This window comes from Pseudomonas cannabina, from assembly GCF_900100365.1.
GTDB lineage: Bacteria > Pseudomonadota > Gammaproteobacteria > Pseudomonadales > Pseudomonadaceae > Aquipseudomonas > Aquipseudomonas cannabina.
Map to the genome: position 1 here is coordinate 5,750,001 of NZ_FNKU01000001.1, position 24,256 is coordinate 5,774,256.

At 58.2% G+C, this 24,256-nt stretch carries 19 protein-coding genes, 2 rRNA genes and 3 pseudogenes (1 of these 24 running past the window's edge); 11 read left to right on the top strand and 13 right to left on the bottom strand.

All coding sequences use genetic code 11. The annotated features are described in order from the left end of the window. From BLT55_RS26925 to BLT55_RS26935, 3 genes are all read left to right on the top strand, one after another. Positions 1-852 (top strand): 23S ribosomal RNA (locus tag BLT55_RS26925) (it extends 2,041 nt beyond the left edge of the window). 162 nt (positions 853-1,014) lie between these two features. Further along, a 5S ribosomal RNA gene (gene rrf / locus BLT55_RS26930) occupies positions 1,015-1,130 on the top strand. A gap of 199 nt (positions 1,131-1,329) precedes the next feature. Beyond that, positions 1,330-1,908, top strand: a complete 579-nt coding sequence (locus tag BLT55_RS26935; protein WP_055001045.1) for a plasmid pRiA4b ORF-3 family protein — start codon at positions 1,330-1,332, stop codon at positions 1,906-1,908. Between the two features lie 58 nt (positions 1,909-1,966). Here the strand turns inward: BLT55_RS26935 and mksF are convergent, their stop codons facing one another. Genes mksF through mksB form a run of 3 tightly spaced genes read right to left on the bottom strand, consistent with a single transcriptional unit; the run spans position 1,967 to position 6,760 of the window. Continuing rightward, positions 1,967-4,786: an Mks condensin complex protein MksF gene (mksF, locus tag BLT55_RS26940; protein WP_055001046.1), complete on the bottom strand. Its 2,820-nt coding sequence runs from the start codon at positions 4,784-4,786 to the stop codon at positions 1,967-1,969. Further along, positions 4,783-5,490: an Mks condensin complex protein MksE gene (gene mksE, locus BLT55_RS26945; RefSeq protein WP_024644835.1), complete on the bottom strand. Its 708-nt coding sequence runs from the start codon at positions 5,488-5,490 to the stop codon at positions 4,783-4,785. Before mksE ends, mksF begins: the two co-directional genes overlap by 4 nt. Then, positions 5,480-6,760 (bottom strand): Mks condensin complex protein MksB, encoded by a 1,281-nt coding sequence (gene mksB / locus BLT55_RS26950; protein ID WP_055001047.1) that lies wholly within the window; start codon positions 6,758-6,760, stop codon positions 5,480-5,482. The genes mksE and mksB overlap by 11 nt, the downstream gene beginning before the upstream one ends. Positions 6,761-6,904: 144 nt before the next feature. On the opposite strand from mksB, the gene BLT55_RS26955 reads away from it, so the two are divergent. Continuing rightward, entirely contained in the window at positions 6,905-7,708 is an 804-nt protein-coding gene (locus tag BLT55_RS26955; protein ID WP_007253085.1) for a hypothetical protein, read from the top strand. Beyond that, positions 7,701-8,156 carry a ribosomal protein S18-alanine N-acetyltransferase gene (gene rimI, locus BLT55_RS26960; protein WP_007253084.1) on the top strand — a complete coding sequence of 152 codons (456 nt, stop codon included), beginning with the start codon at positions 7,701-7,703 and terminating at the stop codon, positions 8,154-8,156. The genes BLT55_RS26955 and rimI overlap by 8 nt, the downstream gene beginning before the upstream one ends. A 10-nt stretch (positions 8,157-8,166) precedes the next feature. Here the strand turns inward: rimI and BLT55_RS26965 are convergent, their stop codons facing one another. Then, entirely contained in the window at positions 8,167-8,571 is a 405-nt protein-coding gene (locus BLT55_RS26965; RefSeq protein ID WP_055001048.1) for a hypothetical protein, read from the bottom strand. A 131-nt stretch (positions 8,572-8,702) separates the two neighbouring features. On the opposite strand from BLT55_RS26965, the gene can reads away from it, so the two are divergent. Further along, the gene (can, locus tag BLT55_RS26970; RefSeq protein ID WP_005890963.1) at positions 8,703-9,341 is read left to right on the top strand and encodes a carbonate dehydratase; all 639 of its coding nucleotides are present in this window, start codon (positions 8,703-8,705) and stop codon (positions 9,339-9,341) included. A 73-nt stretch (positions 9,342-9,414) separates the two neighbouring features. On the opposite strand, the gene BLT55_RS34960 is transcribed toward can, so the two are convergent. From BLT55_RS34960 to BLT55_RS26985, 4 genes and pseudogenes are all read right to left on the bottom strand, one after another. Then, positions 9,415-10,278: a methyl-accepting chemotaxis protein gene (locus BLT55_RS34960; RefSeq protein WP_397389526.1), complete on the bottom strand. Its 864-nt coding sequence runs from the start codon at positions 10,276-10,278 to the stop codon at positions 9,415-9,417. Beyond that, positions 10,273-11,076, bottom strand: a pseudogene (locus BLT55_RS34965) (MCP four helix bundle domain-containing protein); the annotation flags it as partial. The pseudogene BLT55_RS34965 and the gene BLT55_RS34960, both read right to left, overlap by 6 nt. A gap of 125 nt (positions 11,077-11,201) precedes the next feature. Next, the gene (locus BLT55_RS26980; protein ID WP_055001050.1) at positions 11,202-11,855 is read right to left on the bottom strand and encodes an HD domain-containing protein; all 654 of its coding nucleotides are present in this window, start codon (positions 11,853-11,855) and stop codon (positions 11,202-11,204) included. Between the two features lie 61 nt (positions 11,856-11,916). Continuing rightward, positions 11,917-13,941 carry an acyltransferase family protein gene (locus BLT55_RS26985; protein WP_055001051.1) on the bottom strand — a complete coding sequence of 675 codons (2,025 nt, stop codon included), beginning with the start codon at positions 13,939-13,941 and terminating at the stop codon, positions 11,917-11,919. Between the two features lie 312 nt (positions 13,942-14,253). On the opposite strand from BLT55_RS26985, the gene BLT55_RS26995 reads away from it, so the two are divergent. The 3 genes from BLT55_RS26995 to BLT55_RS27005 all read left to right on the top strand — a co-directional run bounded on the left by BLT55_RS26995 (position 14,254) and on the right by BLT55_RS27005 (position 16,605). Continuing rightward, positions 14,254-14,598, top strand: a complete 345-nt coding sequence (locus BLT55_RS26995) for a zinc ribbon domain-containing protein YjdM (RefSeq protein WP_055001053.1) — start codon at positions 14,254-14,256, stop codon at positions 14,596-14,598. 88 nt (positions 14,599-14,686) lie between these two features. Beyond that, on the top strand, positions 14,687-15,118 hold the full coding sequence (locus tag BLT55_RS27000; RefSeq protein WP_055001054.1) for a thiol-disulfide oxidoreductase DCC family protein: 432 nt from the start codon (positions 14,687-14,689) through the stop codon (positions 15,116-15,118). A 266-nt stretch (positions 15,119-15,384) separates the two neighbouring features. Beyond that, on the top strand, positions 15,385-16,605 hold the full coding sequence (locus BLT55_RS27005; protein WP_055001055.1) for a sugar transporter: 1,221 nt from the start codon (positions 15,385-15,387) through the stop codon (positions 16,603-16,605). A 67-nt stretch (positions 16,606-16,672) separates the two neighbouring features. Here BLT55_RS27005 and pcsA read toward each other — a convergent pair whose 3' ends face one another. Both pcsA and BLT55_RS27015 read right to left on the bottom strand, forming a co-directional pair. Further along, complete coding sequence (gene pcsA, locus BLT55_RS27010) at positions 16,673-17,392, bottom strand: phosphatidylcholine synthase (protein WP_007253077.1); 720 nt, start codon at positions 17,390-17,392, stop codon at positions 16,673-16,675. An 87-nt stretch (positions 17,393-17,479) separates the two neighbouring features. After that, positions 17,480-19,495, bottom strand: coding sequence for an alkaline phosphatase D family protein (locus tag BLT55_RS27015; protein WP_055001056.1), 2,016 nt, complete (start codon positions 19,493-19,495; stop codon positions 17,480-17,482). Between the two features lie 278 nt (positions 19,496-19,773). Between BLT55_RS27015 and BLT55_RS34970 the strand changes: the two are divergent. Continuing rightward, positions 19,774-20,556: pseudogene (locus BLT55_RS34970) on the top strand (MCP four helix bundle domain-containing protein); the annotation flags it as partial. A gap of 258 nt (positions 20,557-20,814) precedes the next feature. Further along, positions 20,815-21,414, top strand: a pseudogene (locus BLT55_RS34975) (methyl-accepting chemotaxis protein); the annotation flags it as partial. A gap of 6 nt (positions 21,415-21,420) precedes the next feature. Here BLT55_RS34975 and BLT55_RS27025 read toward each other — a convergent pair. The 3 genes from BLT55_RS27025 to BLT55_RS27035 form a co-directional block, all read right to left on the bottom strand. Then, positions 21,421-21,858, bottom strand: coding sequence for a GNAT family N-acetyltransferase (locus tag BLT55_RS27025; RefSeq protein WP_055001058.1), 438 nt, complete (start codon positions 21,856-21,858; stop codon positions 21,421-21,423). A 116-nt stretch (positions 21,859-21,974) separates the two neighbouring features. Further along, positions 21,975-22,406, bottom strand: a complete 432-nt coding sequence (locus BLT55_RS27030; RefSeq protein WP_055001059.1) for a hypothetical protein — start codon at positions 22,404-22,406, stop codon at positions 21,975-21,977. A gap of 372 nt (positions 22,407-22,778) precedes the next feature. Beyond that, entirely contained in the window at positions 22,779-23,999 is a 1,221-nt protein-coding gene (locus BLT55_RS27035; RefSeq protein WP_055001060.1) for a GGDEF domain-containing protein, read from the bottom strand. Positions 24,000-24,256: the final 257 nt, after the last annotated feature.

Below are 24,256 nucleotides of genomic sequence, written 5' to 3' on the forward strand. Positions count from 1 at the left end.
GACGGAAAGACCCCGTGAACCTTTACTATAGCTTTGCACTGGACTTTGAATTTGCTTGTGTAGGATAGGTGGGAGGCTTTGAAGCGTGGACGCCAGTCTGCGTGGAGCCAACCTTGAAATACCACCCTGGCAACTTTGAGGTTCTAACTCAGGTCCGTTATCCGGATCGAGGACAGTGTATGGTGGGTAGTTTGACTGGGGCGGTCTCCTCCTAAAGAGTAACGGAGGAGTACGAAGGTGCGCTCAGACCGGTCGGAAATCGGTCGTAGAGTATAAAGGCAAAAGCGCGCTTGACTGCGAGACAGACACGTCGAGCAGGTACGAAAGTAGGTCTTAGTGATCCGGTGGTTCTGTATGGAAGGGCCATCGCTCAACGGATAAAAGGTACTCCGGGGATAACAGGCTGATACCGCCCAAGAGTTCATATCGACGGCGGTGTTTGGCACCTCGATGTCGGCTCATCACATCCTGGGGCTGAAGCCGGTCCCAAGGGTATGGCTGTTCGCCATTTAAAGTGGTACGCGAGCTGGGTTTAGAACGTCGTGAGACAGTTCGGTCCCTATCTGCCGTGGACGTTTGAGATTTGAGAGGGGCTGCTCCTAGTACGAGAGGACCGGAGTGGACGAACCTCTGGTGTTCCGGTTGTCACGCCAGTGGCATTGCCGGGTAGCTATGTTCGGAAAAGATAACCGCTGAAAGCATCTAAGCGGGAAACTTGCCTCAAGATGAGATCTCACTGGAACCTTGAGTTCCCTGAAGGGCCGTCGAAGACTACGACGTTGATAGGTTGGGTGTGTAAGCGCTGTGAGGCGTTGAGCTAACCAATACTAATTGCCCGTGAGGCTTGACCATATAACACCCAAGCAATTTGCGACTCCCCTAAGGAGCATCAGATTGCGGTGACTGTGGAGATGACACGAACCGAAGGTTTGCGTCACGAACGACACCAATGCTTGCTATCACATACCCGATTTGCTGAAGCGCGCCGCAAGGCGCGACTCGGTACCCGAATTTCTTGACGACCATAGAACATTGGAACCACCTGATCCCATCCCGAACTCAGTAGTGAAACGATGTATCGCCGATGGTAGTGTGGGGTTTCCCCATGTGAGAGTAGGTCATCGTCAAGATTAAATTCCAAAAACCCTCATCGCTTACGCGTTGAGGGTTTTTGTTTTTCTGGCCGCAGAAAACTTTACTTGCGCCCTTCGAACCCAGCCTTGCGAGTTGATAGAATCTCGAATGAGTTTCAGGTCTTTTCCATGTCGCACCGCGAAATCATCAAGGTGCGAAATGTTTCACTTTCAATGCGATAGGACGGTCAGTCGTATGGTTAAAAAAGCTCCCTCCGCCAAGCCTGAAGCAGATCTGCTGGTGCTGTACATTGAGTTGAAAGAGGTCAAGCCCAAGGTCTGGCGTCGCGTCGTCGTGCCAGAGACCATTACCCTGGTCAAGTTGCATGCTGTCATTCAGCGGGTAATGGGCTGGGAAGGCGGGCACTTGCATGAGTACGAAATTGGCGGTGAGCGTTACGGCATTCCTGATGCCGATGGCGGCGAATCCTCGCTAAAATCGCAGAGCAGGAAGACGCTGATCCAGACGCTGGCTGGTAAAAAGACATTTACCTACCTCTACGATTTTGGCGACTGTTGGGACCACAAGATCAAAGTCGAGAAGAAGCTCCCAGAAGAGTTGTGTCCTCAGGTGCCTTATTGCATTGACGGTGCCAATGCGTGTCCTCCAGAAGATGTCGGTGGCAGCTGGGGCTATGCGGAGTTTCTCGCAGCAATCACAAAGCCCAATCACCCCGAGCACGACAACATGCTCGACTGGTACGGCGATGATTTTGATCCGGCTTTCTTCGAGCACACCCGCGTCAATTATCGGTTGTATGGTATGAAAGTCTGAATCACAGAGAAAAAAAGGCCGCATTTTCATGCGGCCTTCCGGTTAACACTGACAGTCTTTACGACGCAACTTCTGAAACCGCTGGCTTCACATCATCACGACGCTGAATATACTTCCAGTCCGCTTCATCGATGTAGATGCCATTAGGCCCGCTACCGCCTTCAAGATCAATCGCCACATGCGCCGAGACTTGCGGCTTGACGCTTGCCAGAATCGGGACGAAGCCCAGTTGCAGGCTGGTTTCCAGCAGTGCTGCCTGGTTTTTCTCGTCGATGTCGGCTGCTTCGTCGAGGTAGTAAGGCAAACGCACACGCCCGGCCTGATCGCGATCCATCAAGTGCAGCAACAAGTACATGTTGGTCAGTGCCTTGATGGTCATGGTTGTGCCGTTGGAGGCTGCGCCGTCGATGTCGGTGTGAATGACCGGTTGACCATTGACCTTGGTAATCTCGAACGCCAGCTCGAACAGGTCTTTCAGACCCAACTGGTTATGGTTGGCAGCCACCAGGCGTGCCAGATATTCCTTGGCCTCTTCGTTCTTGTTGTCCTGCTCGGCGCTCTGGCTGAGATCAAACACCGACAGCGTCTCGCCTTCTTCGTATTGCCCGGCGCTGTGGATGATCTGGTCGATGTGCTTGAGCGCTTCCTTGTTCGGAGCCAGCACAATACGGAAGCTGGACAGGTTCGACACCTGACGCTTGTTGATCTCCCTATTGAACAGCGCCAACTGGTGCTCAAGGCTGTCGTAGTCGCTACGAATGTTGCGCAGGGTGCGAGCAATGTCGGTTACCGCAGCACGGCGCGCCTTGCCCAGCGTCAGCGCTTCCTCGCTGCGGTGCGCATAAGCGTTGATCAGCAGTTGCAGACGACGCTCCATATCGTCTTCGCTGTCGAACTTGGCAACACCTTTGAGGCGAACCTGCGCGTACAACGCCTCGATCTGGCCATCGCTGCGCAACAGTCCTTGCCAACTGTCCTGATAATCGTTGAGCAGTGGCAGCAGGTTGTCCATGGAATCATCAATCGGGTCCATGAACGGCGTGCCGAATGGCAGGTCCGTCGGCAACAGCTGACGGCGGCGCAGTGCATCGTCCAGCGTGCGCTGTTTGGCTTCCATATCACCGATCTGACGCGCAATCAGTTGCAACTTGGCTGACAATTGCTGGACGCGCTCGGTAAAGGCGTCGCTGGAGCGTTTCAGTTCATCCTGAGCCGCTTCCATCTGCGCCAACTCTTCCAGCTTGGCGGATTCTTCGGCGCTCAGTGTCTGGCAGCGACGAAAGTCTTCCAGGGCTTTCTGGGCATCCAGCACCTGCTGATAAAGCGCCTCGGTCTGGAGCTTGCTCGCCGAGCGGTCAGCCGCCACGGCTTGCTGGGTTTTCAGTTGCTTGAGTTCTTTCTCCAGACGTTCCTTCTGATCGCGCAGCGCGGCGCGGTCCGCCAATGCTTGCAGGGCGGGAGGTTCGATGCTCGACAGGTTGATGTTCAACCCCGGAACGGCAAACTGATCGCCTTTGAAACCGTCCAGAATGGTTTCCAGCGATTTGACCCAGGCACCGTCATCGTCCAGCGCAATGCCTTGCTCGCCCAGCGGCAGGCTGAACAGGGCGCTGTTGAACAGGCGCATCAGGCGTTCTACGTCTGGCTGGGAAAACTCTTCACGCAAGCGGGCATAGCTGTTGTTGTCCGCATGATCCAGTTGCTGCTTGACTGACTTGAGGCGTTTTTCCAGATCGCGCAAGCGTTCGTCCAGATCCTCGGCGCTGAACTGCCGGGACTGGGCCAGCGCACCGGCGAGTTCATCATGAGCGTCTTTGGCGGCAAGCAACTGCTGCTCCAGAACCTTGACATCGTCAACCAGCGCGAAGCGATTCTTGAGCACGGAAAGCTCACCGATCCAGCGTTGAAGGCTGCTGATCTCCCGCTCCAGACGCATCAGTTCCTGAGTGCTGCTGCGCTGGTCGTTCTGCATTTCATCCTGCTGGGCACGGTAATGCTCAGCCTGAATGACCAGCTCTTCCTTGCGCGCACCTGAGTAATCCGACCAGGTGCCGAGCAGCGAATCGAGGATCGGTGACAGGCGATGCAGCTTGCCACGCAGCACATCGCGCTGTTTGACGCCAGCAGCCAGCGCTTCGACCAGCGGGCCTGCCAGCACCAGTGAGTTGTAATCCTGTTCCATGCGGCGCACATCGCGGAACGCCTCTTCGCAGGCCGCGATGTAATCGACGCTGCCCGAGCGCAAGCTGTGTTCGAACGCATCCAGAAACAGTTGCTTGAGTTTGGCCGCCGTGATTTCACGCATGTGCAGCAGGTTGATGAACAGCGCGCGGAAGGTCTTGAGGCTTTGTTCGCTGGTCGAACGCAACGGGATCAGCGTCAGGTCGAGTGGAATGGACGTATGGCCGCCGACCAGCAGGCGACGCAGCTCATCGGGCTTGAGTTCGTAAGCTTTCAGGCCCTGGCTTTCCAGATTGCTGAACAGCTCTTTCTGACGCAGGCACGTGTCGTTCTTCTGGTAATGACCCAGATCCAGTTCGCCAGCGTAGGCGAAGAACTGATGGCCAAAACCGCCGCCCGGCCCACGACCAACCACCCCAATTACATGCGGGCCGTGGGGCAACGAGACTTCCACCAGGATGTAGCTGGTGTCGGAGGCAAAGTAGAAGCGCCGCGATTGTTCCAGGCTGTACTTGCCGAAGCTCATGTCCGACATGCGCGCCAGAATCGGGAATTGCAGGGCGTTGATCGAGGCGCTCTTGCCGAGGTTGTTCGCGCCATACACCGACAGCGGGTTTTCCAGCGGGAACAGCCCCAGGCTGTAACCGGCCGTGTTCAACAGAGCAAAGCGGCGGATGCCATAACGTTCCTGGCTCATGTGTCCATCTCCTGTCGTTGCTCATCGGCGATTGCCCGGGCCAGCGCGTCTTCCTCGGTTTCTTCGCTGAATTCATCCAGGTCCAGCGGGTCATCGGTTTCCAACAGCTTTTCGTCGCTGTCGTCATCGATAAGCACTGGCGTCGGCAAGGGCAGGGCGCTGTGCAGGCTGGCTGCCAGGTCGCGATCCTGTTGCACCGACAGGCAAACGTCGAGAAAACGGTGCATGGGTGGCAGAAAGCGGTAGATGCCGACTTCTTCGCTGGCGAAGCCCAGTTGCGTCATGCGACGCATGATTTTCTCTTCCAGCTCTTCCTGGGTCTGCACTTCGGCCTGCAGGAACAGATCGCGGTACTTTTCCAGCATCGAAGGCAGCTCGTCACGGCCCAGGCTACCGCCGTCCAGTACGGACATGGGGTCACGGCCCTGATCGGCGAGGTGCTCGACGAGGATGAACGTGAACAGCGCCAGACGCTGAGCGGTCTTGTTGACCTGCGCGGCCGCCAGTTCAGGCACGAAGTAATAAAAGCCACGGGTGTCGCAGACCAGCTCGTAACCCAGCGCTTTGAACAGCGTGCGGTACTGATCCTGGCAGTTGGACAATTGAGCGTACAGCTCCGGATCGCGGCGGCTGATGTGGTAGCCCTTGAACAGCTCGCGAAAGATCGGCGCGAGCTGGGACATTTCGGATAGATCAAGATGCATGAACAGGGCTCTCGGAATTCTCTGGCTGCTCGTCTTTGGGAGCGAGCAGGGCAAAGGAGCGCAGGCTGACGCGGTGCTCCCGGGTGAAATATTCGCGGCGCTCCAGGCGTTCGCGGGCAAAGCGCTTGTCACGCGACAGCCGCGAAAACCAATACAAAAGCTCGTCGGTTTCGCCGGTCGGCTCCTGCTCCAGCAGCCAGACCATCAGGTCCGGCATCGGCAGGGCGTCCTCGCAGCGCTCGAGCATTTCCTTGACCGTACGTGGCGCGCGCGGCGGCTCGCCTTTGCGTGCGGTGCCGCTGGCTTTGGGGAATTTCGCCGGTTTGGGTTCGAAGCGCGCCAGGGCATAGACATACGCCTCGACCTGGCTCGCGCTGCCGAGAAAGGTGCTCTGCGGACGGGTGAACATCGGCATGGCAGCCTGCGGCACCGCGTCCAGCCCTTTGCGGCGGATCGCGGACAAGGCCAGCGCAGCGCCCCGGGTCACGGCGTTATGGCGACGCGCCTCTTCGCGCAGCGGCAGTAGAAGTTCGCGGGCATGCCGCAAGGTCAGCTGGGCGCTGGTCTGCATTTCCAGAATGCGTGCGTGGGTACGCAGCAGCATGTCGTCGTCGACCAGATGGCCAAGCCGCTGCTGCTCGGTCAAAAGCCGCAGCAGAACGACTTCAACCTTGCGCACGCCCTGTTCGAAGGCGCCGTCAGCGTTGACCAGCTGGATCATCGGCTCGACGTATTCGTCCCAGGTGGCCAGCACTTCAGCGTAGCGCTGACGCAGCGGGATCTGCCGGTCGCTGGTCTTGGCCCGGTCGGCTACGGCGACCAGGGCCTGTTCGTCGTTAGCCAGCTTCTTGAGTACGTCGCGAACGCGCATGTCCAGCAGCCTTAGCTGTCTGGCCAGGTCGTTGGCATCGCGAACATCGAACGCGTCCTGAATGTAGCCGGCCAGCCGCTCCAGATGGCGCAGGTAGGCTTCGATTTCCAGACACAGGCCCAGCCGGTGTTCGCGGCGCAGATAGGACAGGAAGTCGTGGATCTGCGCATTCAGTTCGAAGCGGTTCGGGCTTTTCGCGACGGGCACCAGAATGTCCAGACGAATCCACACGTCCAGCAGGTTGGTGATGTCTTGCGGGGTGCTGTCCTGTTGCTGTGCGGCCAGTTGCAGGCGCAGCTCGCTCAGGCTCAGCGTGCCCTGGTCGAAATGTTCGCATAAGGGCTCGAGTAGCGCCCAGTGCTCGGCAAGGGCGCGCAGGACGCGCTTGGGTTCGATCATCGTTAGGCCGACTGTTGGCAAGTGAAAAGCAGCGATTGTACTGCATCAGTCGCCTGATATTTCACCTCGCAACGATATGCTGCAGCGCGAAAAGGCGAACAACGCTAGAATTGCGCGCTCAACTTATCCACAGGTGGCTGACCCTTGCTCAACGAGTCCCGTCGCCGCGCCTACTTGACCGCCATGCAGGTGGTCAACTGGCTGCCGCGCACAGAACTGCCATTCGCCGCACCGTCGCGTCCGGAGCTGCTTGCGCCGCTGCCGCCGGTTGAGGTGCAAGGCCTTGCGCCTGTTGCCGCGCCGGTCGAGCAGGCTGCGTCGGCTGAAGCGTCGAACGTGGTGCCGATGGCTCGCCAGCCCGAGCGCCCGAAGATCGAAGTGCCGCGGCCGTCGCTGGCTAGCACCCGCACGGCCGCCCCAGTGACCGAAGAAGCCGAACCGGCGCCGCCCAAGGCTCCTGTTGTGCCGCCGCCGCGCTTTGCCCTGCAACTGCTGCGCGCCGGGCACTGTCTGTTGCTGGTCGAGCTGACCACCGGCCAGCCGTTTCAGAGCCGTGACCCTTCCTACTTGCTGCTCAAGGACATGCTGCGCGCTGCCGGGCTGCCCGACAGCCCGCAGATCATCGGCGAGCCGGTGCGCTGGCCATTGCTGGTGCGTGGGCAGATGGATCAGGGGCCGGAAGCCGCGCGTGATTTCGTGCAGGGTTTTGTCGGCGCTCGGCTGGAAGACGAAGCGTGCGCCTGCCTGTGGCTGGTCGGTCTGCCGGCGATGAAATACGCCGGTGAGGTGGATGCCGAGTCGTACAATCTGGAACTTCAGGTCGAAGGTCTGGGAGCTGCCTGGGCGCTGCCGGGCCTGGAATTAATGATGGACGAGCCGCAACGCAAGGCTGACGTCTGGAAAGCCATGCGTCGGCTGATGACGCGCTGGAAATCGATTGATGAGTGACGCCGTAACCTTCCGCCGCATGACTGAAGCCGATCTGGATGCGGTGCTGAAAATCGAATACGCGGCGTTTACCCACCCGTGGACACGCGGGATCTTTCTCGACGGGCTCAAATCCTACGAAATCTGGCTGATGTTCGAAGGTGCACAGCAGGTGGGCCATGGTGTGATTCAGGTCATCATTGATGAAGCGCATCTGCTCAACATCACCGTCAAACCGGAAAATCAGGGCCGTGGCCTAGGTTTGCTGCTGCTCGATCATCTGATGAAGCGCGCTTACCAGCTCAATGCCCGCGAATGTTTTCTGGAGTTGCGTGACAGTAACCGGCCAGCCTATCGTCTGTATGAACACTACGGTTTCAACGAGATAGGCCGGCGTCGTGATTACTACCCGGCAGCGGACGGCGGCCGTGAAGATGCGGTGGTCATGGCCTGCACGCTGCTGGACTGACAGCGCCGGATCAGCGCTGATTACCGTCCAGCGGGTCGACGATCGCCAGTTCTTCCTCGTCCAGCCCGTCGCCACCGCCAATGTCATTTTCGTCGACGACGGTCAGGTCCAGGTCGGCTGGATCGTCTTCGCCCTGTTCGGACGCAGAGCGGGCGCCGTCTTCACGGATCAGGATTTCCGGAGACAGGTCGTCGTCGGTCGAATGATGGTCGTCAGTCGACGCGCCGGTCAGCCCGGCTTCACGCACACGCTGATCCGGAATTTCATGTTGCAGCTCGTCTTCAGGGATAAGATCGCCGATACGGGCCGGTTCTTCCTCGTCGAAATCGAGTGTTTCCATGGAGCCCATGCGGTCTTCGTTGTCATCGATGGGTTCTGGTTCGGTGGCAACAAACGGGCGGCGTGAATCGTTCATGAGAAATCCTCATTTCAGGTGGTCGTAAAAAGTTGACCGGCCCTGACTTTGAAGATTCCTTTTTTGTTGACCGTGACTTGAAGGACCGGACCTGAGTCCAAGGCTGGGCATCATTATCGAGGCGTCAAAGCATGAACGAGCTACAAGACCTGATTGATAACAATGCACGCTGGGCCGATGCGATAAAGCAGGAAGACCCTGACTTCTTCGCCAAGCTGGCCCGCCAGCAAACGCCGGAATTTTTATGGATCGGTTGTTCGGACGCGCGTGTGCCGGCCAACGAGATCGTCGGCATGCTGCCCGGCGATCTGTTCGTGCACCGCAACGTCGCCAACGTCGTGCTGCACACGGACCTGAACTGCCTGTCGGTGATCCAGTACGCGGTCGACGTGTTGAAGGTCAAGCACATCCTCGTCACCGGCCACTATGGCTGTGGCGGCGTGCGCGCCTCCATGCAGGATCGCCAGTTCGGCCTGATCGACGGCTGGCTGCGCACCATTCGTGATCTGTACTACGAAAACCGCGAATTGCTCGCCAAACTTCCGACCGAAGAAGAGCGTGTCGACCGTCTGTGCGAACTGAACGTGATTCAGCAGGTGGCCAACGTCGGTCATACCAGCATTGTGCAGAACGCCTGGCACCGTGGGCAGAGCCTGTCTGTGCATGGCTGCATCTACGGCATCAAGGATGGCCGCTGGAAAAGCCTCGACGTGACCATCAGCGGTTTCGAGCAACTGCCGCCGCAATACCGCCTGCGTCCGCAGGACTGATCATCGCGCGTTTGATCCGCGTTATCGGCTGCCAGCCCGTTTTCGAACGTGCTGGCTGGCGGTAATCAGGCCCTTACAAGACAAACCGTTGCACCATCGTATTCAAATCGGTCGCCAGCATCGACAGCGCATTACTCGCGACGGTGGTCTGCTGTGCGCCGGACGCCGTCTGGCTCGACAGGTCACGGATGCTGCTCAGGTTGCGATCCACTTCCCCTGCAACTTGCGCCTGCTGTTCAGCGGCACTGGCGATCAGCAGATTGCGGTCGTTGATGGTGGCCGTCGAGCTGATGATGACGTTCAATGCCTCGCCGGTTGCGGCGGGCTGTTCCAGGGTGAGGTTGGCCTGAGTGGCGGTATGGCGCAGCGAACTGGCGGTCTGTTGAGTGCTTTGCTGCACGCCGCTGATCAGCCCCTCGATTTCTGCCGTCGACGCGCTGGTGCGTTGCGCCAACGAACGGACTTCATCGGCCACCACGGCAAACCCGCGTCCCGCTTCGCCCGCGCGTGCCGCTTCGATGGCGGCGTTCAACGCTAGCAGGTTGGTCTGGTTGGCAATGGCGCGAATCACGTCGAGAATGCTGCTGATGCTCTGGGTGCGTTCGGCCAGCCCTTCAGCCTGATGCGAAGAGTCGAGCACGTTTTCGGTGAGTTCCTTGATCGAGCTGATGGTTGCCGACAGCTTGTCCTTGCCTTGTGCTGCCGCCTGGGTCGAAGCCTCGGATTCGGTCACGGTATTGCTGGCGTTACCCGCCACTTCCACGGCAGCCTGGCTCATCTGATTGACCGCAACGGCGGCCTGTTCGATTTCATCGTTCTGCAATTGCAGGTTGAGCGCGCTGGCCTCGGCGATGCTGCCCATCTCCTGCACCGACTGCGATAACTGGGTCGCCGCCGCGTAAATCTGGTCAATAGTGCTGTGCAGGTTGGTGCGCATACGTCCCAGCGTGATCAGCAGTTGCGCAGTCTCGTCCTTGCCATCCGGGATCTGGTGCTCGCTCAGGTCGCCATCGGCAATTGTGCTGGCAATGTGCAAGGCGTGACGTACCGGATGGATAATGCTGACACTCAGCCGCCAGGCCAACAGCAGAGTCAGCGCCAGGGCAATGGCAATCGCGCTCAACGCGATGATTCGGGTCTGTTCGTAGCTGGCGCCTGCCGCCTCGACAGCACTGGCGGCACTTTGCTTGTTCAGTTCGCGCAGCAGTTGCACTTGCATGTCCATCAGGTCGCCTTGCAGCGACAGCATGGTGTTGGCCAGCATCCTGGCTTCATCCAGTTTGTTCTGTTCGATCAGTGCAATCTGCTCCTGCAAGCCGGGCATGAACGCTTTGTAAGCGTCCTGTAGCGCCACGATGGAATCGTGTTCGGTGCCGGACTGCACGCGTGCGAGGTAGTCCGCGAAACCTTTCTCGACCTCGTTCTTGAGCTGTTCAACGTTGATCTTGCTGTTGATGACCGCGCCGGGGTCATCGGCATTGGCAATCAGGCGGGTGGTTTCGCTGCGCAGTTTGACCAGGCCGATGGCGATGGCGTCGGCCATGGCGATACTCGGCAGCGCGCCGCTCTCTACCGCCTCGCCCTGCTCGCGGATGGCCTGCATTTGCAGCAAGCAGAACGCGCCCAGTGCGACCATCAGCATCGAGCTGATGCCAAAGCAGATCACGAGCCGTGGGGTGATTCTGAAGCGGCGCAGCAGCGTCGTTGTGGTTCGCCGACGTAAAAAACCAGGCATAAATCGTTTCACGGCACACGACCCCTATAAGCACACGGACCTTCTCGGAGAGCCGTTTATAGGGCAGTTGTGTGATGTCTTTATGACATCTTTCGATTAATTCGAAGGCAGACGATGGCTTGCAATCAAGGCGCGCCGATTTCTTCCATCAGTTCGTCGAGAAAGCGCTTCAATCGAGTGTGTCTGACCTTCGCCATCTGCTCACCTGTGTGGGTTTTGAAGCCCTCAGCGAGGTGCAGCAGCTTGGTGTGAAAGTGATCAACGGCAAACTGCTTGTCGTCATAAGGGCGCTGGCTGGCGTGAGGATCGGTCGGGTCGTAGAGCAATCCGCCCATCCGGCCTGAGACATAGAAGGTGCGTGCCACGCCAAGCATGCCCAGTGAGTCAAGCCGGTCAGCGTCCTGCAAAATCTTCGCTTCCAGCGTCAACGGGGTGATCGCCGCCGAGAAACTGTGCGCCTCGATAGCGTGGGCGACCGCTGCAATGCTTGCTTCATCCCATCCCATGCCGGTCAGCAATTCACTGGCCCGTGCCGCCGCCAGTCTCGATGCGCCGGCGCGAAACGGTGAATCCTTTTCCACCGAAACGCAGTCGTGCAGCAGTGTGGCGGCGACCAGTACTCGGGCATCGCCGCCTTCGTGATTCCGGATGGCACAGACGTTATTCCAGACGCGCAGCAAGTGCGAGACGTCGTGCGAACCGTCGATTTTTTCGGCGTGGGTGTAGGGGATCAAGTGGTCGGCGAGATCTTCGAATGGGGCAAAGTGTGCGGCGATCATCAGGTTTCCTTGTGCATCTGCACGGGCGACAGCATTACCGAAAATCCTGCCGTGAAAAAACCTACTGCGCAAGCAACTGGCTGATCGGGCCGCCAAGCAGCGCGGCACCATGGGCGTTGAGGTGAATGAAGTCCTTATAATACGAGGTCAGATTGCCTATCAGGCATTGCCCGCCGCGACAGAAAGCGTCGTCCAGGCTGATCAGCCTGATCTGATTCCGCTGGCTGGCCTGGTTGAACAGTTCGCGTGTGAAGTGTTGCAAAACATCATGCTGCCCGACAGAAACCGACAGTTTGCCGACTCGCTGCAATTTCTGCACGTCGCTGTCCGAGGTGTCGCGTGCCAGGCGGTAGTAGAGGTTTTGCGGATTGATCAGCTGCTGCGGCACTTGCGCGACGATGAACACCTCGCTGCCGATATTCCGGTAGGCCTGAATAGTTTTTTCAAGGGCTTGCTTGAAAACTGCTCTTGAGGCAGCTCGGGTTCTTTCCTGATGATCGTCGGAGATCAGGAAATATTTGCTCATCTTTCTCTCGTCATAATCCCCGTCGGTGTAAAGCGTCCAGCGTGCAACCAGCAACACGTTCCTGATCCGGTGCTGCCTGACGTATTCAAACTCGCGGTTGGCCAGAGCCTGGCATACGCCTGGGTCGTAATTACCGCTGGCGACATCCACGCCCAGCAACGGAGGGCAGCCGCCCAGTCCGATATGCACGAGGGTTTTGCCCTGCGCACGCGCTGCGCTGTCGAACGTCGAGAGCAAGGCTTCCGAATGACTGTCGCCAAACAGTGCCCAGTCTGGTGCCTGCTCGGGATTGGCCAGACCAAACAGGCAGAAATCGATCGTCCAGCCCTTGCCGTTGTAGCCTTGATCGCAGGTGTCGCGTGTCTGCGGGTCGGCAAATGCCTGGCGCATCGCCGCCGGGTCGACGTTGAAGCGCTGAGTGAAGCCGTTGTTGAGATAACCGGTCAGCCCCAGGGCGATGAACAGCGCCGAGGCGAGGCCGGCAGAGGTGAATACCTGCTGCCGATCGAGTTTTCCAGCTTTGCGAAAAGGCTGCTCGACGAAACGCCAGCTCAGCCAGGCCAGCAGCAAGGCAAGTACAGTAAGCGCGAGCATCACCGCCGGGTGCGGTTCGCTCAGGCTGGTTTGACGGGCGAAGGCAAACAGCGGTTGGTGCCACAGGTAAGCGCTGTAGCTGAGCATGCCGATGAATACCGGGGTTCTGCCACTCAGTAGCTGGCCAACCCAGGTTTTGCCATTGGCGAACACGATGATCAGCGTTGCGCCCAGCACCGGCACCAAGGCGTTGAAGCCGGGGAGGGGCGTGCTGCTGTCGAAAAAGATGACGCTATAAACGATCAGCAGAACGCCCATCACTGCTGCAGCCTGCGCAACGGGGCTGGCGGTGTCGGCGTTTCGCGGGTGCGAGGCGAAGTAGAAGGCGATAAAAGAGCCTGCCAATAATTCCCAGGCCCGCGCATGCAGCAGGTAGAAGGTGTCGCTGGCATCCTGACGTGCGCCCAGTTGCGCCAGCGTCAGGCTCGCAGCTGCGACAATCGCCAGCAGAGCAACGACCCTGGTTTGGCCCATGCGCCAGCCGAGCATCAACACCAGCGGAAAAAACAGGTAGTACTGCTCTTCCACGGCGAGCGTCCAGGTGTGCAGCAGCGGTTTGAGTTCCGCCGTTGCATCGAAATAGCCGCTTTCCAGCCAGAACAACAGGTTGGATGAAAACGTCGGTACCGCCACCAGACTCTTGGCGAAATATTTCAGATCAGGTGGATCAAGCGTTGCCCAGGCGACAGGCAGGCAGACCAGCGTGACTACGAACAGCGCCGGCAGGATGCGTCGTGCACGCCGCTCGTAGAAGTTGATCAGCGAAAATCGGTCGTTTGCCATCTCCGCGATGATGATCGAGGTAATCAAATAGCCAGAGATCACGAAAAAGATGTCGACGCCGACGAAGCCACCGCTGAACATTGGCAAACCGGAGTGAAACAGAATGACAGGAAGCACCGCCAGCGCGCGCAGGCCATCGATCTCGGGACGATAGCCGAGCGCGGGATTATGAAAAATGCCCATGAAGTGTGTTCTCGAAGGGGTGGTGGCAGGTGTCGGTGGCAACAGGCGGGAGGCTGCAACATGGAATAGCTACCGCCAGCGCGGGGCGCTGGACGCGTCTGACGGAAGGACGGAACTGGCTGAAGAACGGGACTGGCGCAAGAGGAAACAGCGGGAAAATTATCGGCTCAATCGCCTGTAGTTTTTTAGTTCAGGTCTCTGCGTTTGTCCACCCGCTAATGGCCGTGTCGAGCCGCCAATGAGCAGCTCTCACCCTGAAACCGGAAAGCCCTTTATAATTCATGGTTTTTACCTCCCCTCGATGCGAGAACCATTGTGAGCTTACCGTCCTGCCCGAAATGCAATTCCGAATTCACCTATGAAGATGGCAGCCTGCTGATCTGCCCGGAATGCGCCCATGAGTGGTCCGCTGACGCCGGTAGCGCCGATGCATCAGACGACGTGAAAGTGATCAAGGACTCCACCGGCAATGTGCTGAAGGACGGCGACACCATTACCGTGACCAAGGATCTGAAGGTCAAAGGTTCTTCGTTGGTGGTCAAAGTAGGTACCAAGGTCAAGAATATTCGCCTGGTCGACGGTGATCACGACATCGACTGTAAGATCGATGGCATCGGCGCGATGAAGCTGAAGTCCGAGTTCGTCCGGAAAGTTTGATCCGGACACGCAATCGCTTTAACGTGAACGCCACATGCCTGTGTTCTGCCGTAACAGGTGGTGGCTCTTTCCAAGGCAGGTGAATTGCATGTCGACAAGCCCCGCACCTTATTTGCAACCTGATGAATGCGTCGTGCTGTTCGATGGCGTCTGTAAGTTGTGCAATGGCGTGGTCCGGTTTCTGATCCGTCATGACCCGCATCGGCGTCTGCGACTGGCAGCGGTGCAATCAAAAGAAGGCCAGGCTCTGCTGCAATGGGCCGGCCTGCCGCTGGACGAATTTCACACCATCGCCGTCATCGTCAACAATCGTGTGTTTGTGCGTTCTGACGCTTTTCTGCACATCATGGGGCTGTTGCCTGCGCCGTGGCCGCTGCTCAAGGTGCTGCGTATTTTTCCGCGCGCTCTGCGCGACTGGGCTTACAACCGCATCGCGCTCAATCGCTACCGCCTGTTCGGGCGCTATGATCATTGCCTGTTACCGTCGCCCGAGCACCGGCAGCGTTTCCTTGGCGAGTGACGACCGGCGGTCATTTGTAAAGTCTCATCGCCATGGACGGGTTGTGATCCACCTTGGCGGTCCGTAGAATTCGCAACATCTGGCTGTATCCCCCCATATTCACAATAATCCACTGTGCACACTGCGCCCGATTCTGAGGTCGAGCGGAGCGTTTTTGCGTTGGTTTTTCGGTGGGGCAGGCCGTGGTTTCTGTACAGGTGTCAGGCGTGTTGTTACGCGTGGCGGTCGACCTTCGGGTTGGAACATTTTTAGAGAGCTGTAAATTCTTGATAACGATACCTCCGAACGCCAAAGAAAATGAAAGCCCAGGCAGCTGGCTGTGCGTCTTCGCGCTGGCCTTGGCGGCTTTTATTTTCAATACCACCGAGTTTGTGCCGATTGGCCTGTTGAGTAACATCGGCCAGAGCTTCGACATGACCCCGGCACAGGTCGGGCTGATGCTCACGATCTATGCCTGGGTCGTGTCACTGATGTCGCTGCCGATGATGCTGGCAACCCGCAACATCGAGCGCCGCAAGCTATTGATGTTTGTGTTCGGCCTGTTTGTGGTCAGCCACGTGATCTCTGCGATGGCCTCCAGCTTCGCGATCCTGCTGGTGAGCCGGGTCGGTATTGCGTTTGCGCACGCGGTGTTCTGGTCGGTCACGGCGTCGCTGGCCGTGCGCATCGCGCCGCCGGGCAAGCAGGTTCAGGCGCTTGGCTTGCTGGCGACCGGCACTTCACTGGCGATGGTGTTGGGTATTCCGCTGGGGCGTGTGTTGGGTGAAGCGCTGGGCTGGCGCACCACGTTTCTGGGCATTGCCGGGGTCGCTGCGCTGGTCGTCTTCCTGCTGGCGCGGGCGCTGCCGTTGCTGCCCAGCCAGAACTCCGGCTCATTGCGCAGCCTGCCGATTCTGTTCAAGCGTCCCCGCCTGATGGCGATTTACCTGCTGACCGCTATTGTGGTCACCGCGCATTTCACAGCCTACAGCTATATCGAGCCGTTCACGCAGACCGTGTCCAGACTCAGTGGCGAAATGACCACCATCCTGCTGCTGGTCTTCGGCGGTGCCGGGATCATGGGCTCGATCATCTTCAGCCTGTTCAGCGATCGCTTCCCGAACGGGCTGCTGATCACCGCCATCGGTACGCTGACCTTGTGCCTGCTGATGCTGCTGCCGCTTTCCGGTGACTCGACCATGCTCGGCACGCTGACGGTGGTCTGGGGCATGGCTATCATGTGTTTCGGACTTCTGTTGCAGGCACGAGTGCTGGCGCTGGCACCGGACGCGACCGACGTGGCAATGGCGCTGTTCTCAGGCATCTTCAACATCGGGATCGGCGGCGGTGCGCTGCTCGGCAGCGTAGTGAGCAGCCACTTGGGCGTTGCGAACGTCGGTATCGTCGGCGGCTTGCTGGCCCTTGGCGGGCTGGGGTTGTGCTGCTTCACGACGCATCACTTCGGCAAGGTCCGGCCCGCTGCCGAGGTGCCGGCCGAGAGCAAATGATGCGCGCATAAAAAAGCTCGCTGACCGTGCAAGGCGATCAGCGAGCTTTTATGTATTCACGGCTGACTCAGGCTTTGAGCCGGCCCAGCCATTCCAGCGACGTTCTCCAGATGCAGATCCCCAGGAAGTACGCTGACATGGCCAGCCACAGGCCCATGACCAGCGGGCCGTTGTGCGGATGGTTGATGATCAGCAGGGCGCTGGACAGCAACCACACGGTGGTAACCGCGATGTTGATTGGCATGAAGCGGCGTACGCGAAACGGGTGCAGGAACTTCATGCGGGTCAACGTCAGCAATGCCAGGGCAATGATGGTGACGAACGTCAGCCACGGCGCCGGAGACAGAATATAAAGACACAGCGCAACCACGTTCCATGCCGCCGGGAAACCCTGGAAGTAGTTGTCCTTGCTTTTCATGTCGACATTGCAGAAGCAGAACAGTGACGAGACCAGAATCACCGAAACGCTCAGCAGCAGCGTGTAGTCCGGGACCGGAATGTATCGATAGATGAACAATGCCGGGATGAATACGTAAGTCAGGTAATCGATCACCAGGTCCAGCACCGAGCCGTCGAAGTGCGGCAGTACCGAGGTGGTGTTGACCTTGCGCGCCAGCGAGCCGTCCACGCCGTCCACGATCAGCGCGGCGCCGAGCCACAACAGGCAGGCTTTGGGTTCATTGTTGAACAAGGCAATGGTCGCCAGAAACGCAAGGACGACGCCGGTGGCGGTGAAGCCATGCGCGCCCCAGGCGTTGAGTCTGGCTATGCGTTGATTGGTTATCACGGGGGCGCTCTCCAGGAAGTAATGCTTGCCAGGGTGTGCCGCAAACCTGACTGGTAGCAACTATCGACCCGGCAATTGCCGATAAGTTTAGCGGTGACTATCCCTTGTTTCCCGGTTGTTTTCCAGAAAACTGCGATCTGTTCCAGACCGCTCGTCACCGTATTCTTCCGGTTCGACGAAGCAGGTAGGCGATTCACCGTTGGCATTGAGTTGGTTGATCAGGGTCGGCTGGCCTTGTTCATTGAAGAAAACCTGACCGACACCTGCCGAGTTCCATAAGCGTTCACCAGCCTTGCTGTGCTCGGGCGTACGCGGGATGACCTTCATCAGGCGTCGCTTGGTGAACCAGTTCAGCGGTGAGCGGGGTGAGTATAACCAGCGATTCAGCCGATCAAAAGTGTCCAGTAAGCGTCGGGGGAATTCATTCTTGATACCACTGCTGGTGATCTGCCAGATATGAGGCCCGCCGCTGCGGTGGCGAATCAGGATTTCGTAGACGAACGAGTAGTGCACATCGCCCGACAGAATCACGTAATTGCCCGGGGTTCTGGAGTGGCGAAAGATGTTCAGAATGACATTCGCTGCGCCACGGTGCGCCATCCAGTTCTCTGCATCCACCAGCAACGGGTAGCCGCACCAGCTGAAAATCCGCTGTATCGCTTCGATCAGCTTGACCCCGAACACCGGCGCGGGCGACACGATAATCGCTGATTTATGATCGATCAGTTCCTGTTGCAGTTCGCTGAGTGCCTCCCAGCCCAGCAGGCCGGACGGGTGATTGAAGTTCGACTCGCTGCGCCAGCGCCGCGTCCGCGTATCCAGGACCACCAGCGCCGGGCTGGTGGGCAGCACGTAATGCCACTGTTGAAACTTCAGCAACTGATCGATCAGCGCGTTCTGGGCGTAGCTGTCGAGTTGATTGTCTTTGCTGACGGCCTGTTCACTCAACCGATGTACCTGTTGCACCAGGTCGTTGAGCGCGTCGGGATTGTTGCCCCAGCCTTGACAGAGCAGATAGGCGAGCAAGGCATTGCCGATAATGCGTTTCGAGAACGGATGGCTATACGCCGTCTGCTCCCAGTTGGCTGACAGGTTCCAGTCATCGGTGATGTCGTGGTCATCGAAGATCATCATGCAGGGCAGATGGGCCATCGCGCGCGCCACGCCCCCAAGCCCGGCGACGAATTCGTCGATCAACAGTTGCTCTTTGGCGTAACGCTCGAGTTCTTCTGCGTCGAGCGGAGGCATGTCCGGTTTGACAAGTGTCCAGGGCGTCGGCGACCAGACCAGCAGGTACATCGCCAGCACCTCCGCCAGCGTCACCAGGTGGTTGTCGGCGGTGCTGCTGGTAAACACTGGCTTGCTGGCACCGCCAAAGAATCGCTCGCGCAGTGTGTCGTTGCTTTTCAGCGCGGGCAACAGGTCGGCGCGCTGGTAGTAGCTGGCCGGATGCGTATAGAGGCTGGCGCTGTCCTCGACCACGGCGCCCTCCAGTTGCTCATCGAACAGTTCCAGGCGTTCGATCAGCGCATGAACGACACGCAGCATAGGCCCGGCGACGTCATCAGCGTAGATCTGGTCGCCGCTCATCATCAACAGGGCCGGGCGTTGCTGCGGTTGTTTGGCGTCGGCCAGCAAACGGTCCACACAGAGGAGACCGTCTGCGGCGCAATGGTGTGGCTTGCGGCAGGAGCCGTGCAGCAAGTGATCAATGCTGCTGCGCACCACAAAGTTCGGGTAACGGGCGCCTTCGTACAGCAGGTGCGGTGCCCATTCGGCAATGCCTCCGGGCTCGCCGTCCACCAACAAGTCGTATTCGATCCAGCTGTCTCGGGGCAGATCGGCACCCAGTTGCAGGTCAATCAGATGAATGAACGCGTGGCGGCCCACGGCGATGACCTGGCATTGCGGGTCGGCGAGCACATAGTCGACGAAACCGTCTGTGGCGTTGTCCGCCGTTGCTTGTCGCAGGCGCAGCGTGAGGCCCAACGGACGCGAACCCACCAGCCACAACACCAGGCGGCCGGCTTCCTGACGGCGTAACAGCGGGCCTGCGAGGACGGCGGGTAATGACGCGGGTTGTTCTGCGGGCGAAGAGGGCATCCTGATTCAAAACTCTGGTGAGACCTTAGGCGAGAAATAGTAACGCAGCAGGCGTTGAAAGTTCTTGTTACACGGCTAAGGCATCAGACTCAGCCTGTTTCAAGGCATTGCAGCATGAGGTCAGAGCCCTGAACCCCAACCGGACGAAGCGTATGCCTTTGCCACTTCAGTGGCACTCGGCAAAGCCGATAGCTTCTCTCATACAGGGTCTGAAACGGTCGACACCTCGTGTCCCCGTAATCAGTCTCTGCCCGCTGTTCTGACGAGAGATCCCCCGTATGAACTGGTTCTATAACGCCAAGCTGTCTACCAAACTGTTTATAACGTTTGCCCTGTGTGCGTTGATCACTCTCGGTGTAGGTATGGTTGCCAGTCGGGGCATTGCCGAGCTTGCGTCCAATCTCAAACTCGCGTTCTCCAACAACCTGGTGTCAGTGTCCAAAACCAGCGAGACGATGACCAATGCGGTCGAGCAGAACCGCGACGTGTACCGCTACATCAGTGTTTTCGCGGCCAATGCGCCGCAAAATGCAAAAGATGATGTCATCGCCAGCTTGCGAAAAAATCGTGTTGAAGCAGAAAAGGCTTATTCGACCTATCGGGCCACACCCCTCGAAGATGACGAACGTGCTGCCGGTGATCAGATGGATAAAGACTGGCCCGCCTATCAGGCGCTGATCGATCGGGCCGTGGGCGTCATATCGTCCGGTGACCTTGGCGCGGCAAGAGCCCTGGTGGACGGTGAGGTTCGCACGGCCTATCTCAAGATAATGGAAGAGCTGAGCATCATGGTCGGCTCCAACAACCGTCAGATTGGCGAAGGCGCTACAGCTGCCGAGAAGACAGAGTCGACAGCCACCCTCAATCTGTATATCGGTATCGGCATCGCGTTCGTTGCCGCATTTGGCCTGGCACTGTTTATCAGTCGCGTGATCAGTACCCCCATCGCTTCGGCACTTGTCAGCGCGCAGCGCATTGCCGGTGGCGATCTGACCCAGCCGATTGTCAGCACTCACCGTGATGAAGCAGGTTTGATGCTGACTGCGCTGAGCGGCATGCAGGATAACCTCAAGGGGACGATCAGGCAGATTTCCAGCGCTGCCGACCAACTCGCCTCTGCCGCTGAAGAGCTGAACGCCGTGACTGAAGAAAGCAGTCGCGGTCTGACACGTCAGAACGGCGAGATTCAACAAGCCGCCACGGCGGTCAACGAAATGACGGCGGCGGTGGAAGAGGTCGCGCGCAACGCCATGTCGACATCCGACGCTTCCCGCCAGACCAGCACCGAGGCCGCTACCGGCCGAGATCAGGCCCGTGATGCCGTAAATGCCATCAACACCGTCAGCAATGAAATCAGCAGCTCGACCACCATGGTTGAAGAGCTTGCCGGACGCGTTCGTGACATTGGCAAAGTGCTGGATGTGATTCGTGGTATCGCCGAGCAGACCAATCTGCTGGCGCTAAACGCCGCCATTGAAGCCGCGAGAGCGGGTGAGCAGGGCCGCGGCTTTGCGGTGGTGGCCGATGAAGTACGCGCTCTGGCAGCCCGTACTCAAGCGTCCACGGGTGAAATCGAAGCCATGATCGGCAGTGTTCAGGCGAGCGCCGATCAGGCCGTGCGCGCCATGGGCAACAGCCGGGAGCTGGCCAGCAACACTCAGGTTCTCGCCAAGGCGACCGGTCAGTCGCTGGAGCGTATCGCGAAGAGCATCGCTGAAATCAACGACCGCAACATGCTCATCGCCACGGCTTCGGAAGAACAATCCCACGTTGCCCGCGAAGTGGACCGCAACCTGATCAACATTCAGGACCTGTCCACGCAGACCGCTGCCGGCGCTCACCAGACCAGTGCTTCCAGCCAAGAGCTGTCCCGTTTGGCGATCTCTTTCAACAATCTGGTGGGCCAATTCAAGGTCTGACAAACCTCAGGGCTGTTTGCCCGACAAGCGCTTCTGAAAAAAGAAGCGCTTGTGCCCACGTGGATAATCATCGATCTGGCCGAACTCGGTATAACCATGACGGCGATAGAGGTCCGGCGCCTGAAAGTCGAAGGTGTCCAGCCAGATGCCAACGCAGGCTTTTTCCACCGCCAGATCCTCGGCCATCTGCATCAAACGCGAACCCATGCCTTGGCCTCGTGTCTGCTCGGGTACCACCAGCAGCTCGATGAACAGCCATTCGAACAGAAGGCGAGCGTGCAACCCGCCGACGACCTCTCCGGTCTCGTCATCGCGAATGAACATCGCTACTTTTTCGGATTTCCCGTCCCCCGCCTGCTCAGCGTTGAAGCGTTTCAATGGCTCCAGAATCGCCAGACGATCTTCCTCTGTCGGGTTGGTATTGACGTCAATGTGAATGCCCATGCAGTGGCTCCCAGCCAGATGATTGCGCGCCGAGATTAAAGCGGGGTGTGACCGGGGTAAAGCACAAGTGCTTTGTTAAGCGGCAAAATGCGCACGGGTACGAGTTTGGTCAGAAATCAGTGTATGAATTTAGCTGCCGTGAAAGCGAGGCCCGCAAGCACCATCGATATCTGGATAAAGCGCCAGGAGGCATCAGAAATGGATTTTTGAACATCCGTTGATATCGATCCTCGGAGTACCTCTAGATCTGTCTTGGTCGCCATACGCTCCTCGATACCGTCGAAACGTTTGTCAACGGCATCGAAACGCTTGTCAACTGCATCAAAGCGCTTGTCAACTGCATCAAAGCGCTTATCAACGGCTTCGAAACGTTTGTCGACAGTATCAAAGCGCTTATCGACGGCTTCGAAACGCTTGTCAACAGCATCAAAGCGCTTATCGACGGCTTCGAAACGCTGATCGACGCCGTCGAGCTTTGTTTCGATACGCACCAAGCGTTCCCTTACTTCTGGAATCGACTTCTCAAGATTTGCTACACGAGCTTCCATTTGCCCATCTCCAGAGGGTTTTGAGGGTCCAACAGTTTTCTTGAATGGCTTGTATCGAGTATGAAATACCCCGAAATCAACGTTCATTCCAGTCCGTCCGGGTTCAAAGATCGCTCAACGGCTTACAGTTTCATGGCAGACGCGGCGCGATGTTCGGCCTGACAGAGTGGGGCGCGAAGAGACAATACCATTGGGTCTCGGCATTAGAGTTCGGACGGTTCTGGTTCTGCTGTAGGCAAATACCTTTTGCCGTGTATATCCATGAACACTGGCGATGGCCGTAGCTGAAGCGGCATCAGAGGCGGGCACCAAATCCTGGTCACTGGTGCCGTGTACTGGGCGCCCGGCGCTGCGCCAGCATGTGGTCTGCCGCTACACCAGACACTCAAAGGCGTCATTGCGCGCGAAGCAGGCGCAGTTGCGGCCCGCCCGTTTGGCTGCGTACAGCGCGTTGTCGGCAGCGCTTATCAGGCTCTCGGGCGAGGTCTTGGGTGCAATGGCGCAGGCTACGCCAAGGCTGATAGCTACGAGCGCACCTTCACCGAGCACCGGGTGCGGGAGTTTGAGGGCTGCCACCGAGGCTTGCAGGGCTTCGGCCATTTTTCTGGCCTGACGGGCATCGGCGTTCATCAATATCAGGATTTCTTCGCCGCCGAATCGAAACGCCATGGTGCCGCATTCACTTGCCTGTTGGCGAATCACGTCGCTCAACAACTTGAGGCAGGTATCGCCTTGTGGATGGCCATAACTGTCGTTGTAGGATTTGAAATGGTCGATGTCCAGCAGGATGATGGCCACATTGGTTGGCGCCTCCCGCGCGCGCTGCCAGAACGACGTGATCACTTCGTCCTGATAGCGTCGGTTGAATAATTGAGTCAGTGCGTCGGTACGCGCCATTTCTACCAGCTGCGCTTGCAGCAGACGACCCCGCAATGCGAACAGGTAGCTCAGGCGGCTGCCGCGTTCCAGAAAATAAGAGGCCATCAACAGCAGTGCCGCCGTCGACACAAATAGCACGGCATTGGCCTGCCAGGTCAGAAAGTCAGCGAAACCGGCGATATAAGTCGTGACCAGTTGAATGGTCAGCATGCACAGCATGGCGACGGTCGCGTGACGCATCGGGAGCTGCTGGATCATGGTGCAATAGACCATGAGCAGCAGCATGCCCAACTGATAATGAAGCTGGTAAGGGCTATTGCTGTGGATCATTACAATCAGAGGCATCAGTGACGCGACGACAGTGCCGGTTGCAGCCGTTGTTTCCAGAACCCGGCGAGAGGTGATATGTCGGGCGAGCAACAGCATCACGATGAACATGGGGGTTATCACGCAGAGACGGCTGAGCGCTGCATAGAAAAACACGTCCCGTAACATCAGCCAGTCACTGATCAGGTACAGGTTATAAATCAGCGCGCCGCCAATGCCGACAGTGGTAACGAATTGCACACGCTGCTGATGGGTGTCCGCTTCATAACGTCGCTCCAGCTCCTTGCCGAAACGCAGCCCGGCTACACCTGAAGCAATCGTCTGCTCTACCTCGGCGAGGGTCTGCGAATCTTCAGAATTGGGACGATCAGTGGCGGGAGCGAGCATGTTGCACCGGGGCATTGACATCGAGTCTGTTAGGACATTGAAGATGATGTCTTAGTCCTATCAATCTGCAAAGTGCTAACCTGTCATAGCGACCAGCGGTATCGACATTGGCTGGCTGGCCGGCGTTTTAGCCTACGCTGGACATTCTATTTACCATCTATAGTGGTGATGTGCTTCGACTCGGACGTGTGGTTTGTCCCCGAAGCCAGCGTGCTGAAAGCCTGAATTCAATGCCGCGCGAGAAATGCAGACCGAGC